The 495-nt window shown below is 45.7% G+C and carries 1 protein-coding gene; it reads right to left on the bottom strand.

What is annotated here, in order from left to right; translation table 11 throughout:
• Positions 1-252 precede the first annotated feature (252 nt).
• A partial coding sequence (locus ASL19_RS00330; protein ID WP_235528884.1) for a DUF4351 domain-containing protein occupies positions 253-495 on the bottom strand: 243 nt, incomplete at its 5' end.

Here is a 495-nt window from a genome sequence, read left to right as displayed (position 1 = left end):
AGCTCAAGTCGGTTTTAACCGACTAGTTTTACCGTGGGTGATTATAGTGATTGTAGGTTACAATTGAGACAGAAAACTCCCGCCACTCGACTCTCGTAGCTGTGGGTGAGTCTGATTGGTACGAACTGAGATCCTGTAGACCGTCAAAGCTCTGCACCCTATGGTTTGGCTTATATTTTATAAAGGGCGATCGCAAAGTAGAGATCCCGTAGGGAGTGCTTCGCAATCGCTCGTTGTAGACACTGTAACCGATTACACATCCAGTTGATTGCCATTTTGGATATCAACTTGTGGTTTTAGATCATTGGATTTTTCTGCGTCTTTTAACCACGCTTCTAAATCAGAAATCTGTCTAAAATCCAGTAAAGATTCACCCATTGCTTCTAATTGAGGTACTGACAATTGCCGGATCTGTCCCACACGTTGCTCCGACAACTCCCCCAGTCGCCGAGTTAGTTGGCGAATCACCAGTTTCTGGAGACCCTCCTGGAGACC

Origin of the sequence: Cylindrospermopsis sp. CR12, from assembly GCF_001432185.1 — a bacterium.
In the GTDB taxonomy this organism is placed as follows: domain Bacteria; phylum Cyanobacteriota; class Cyanobacteriia; order Cyanobacteriales; family Nostocaceae; genus Raphidiopsis; species Raphidiopsis raciborskii.
Note: the sequence above shows the minus strand (reverse complement) of the source record. Positions and strands in the feature narration are given on the sequence as shown.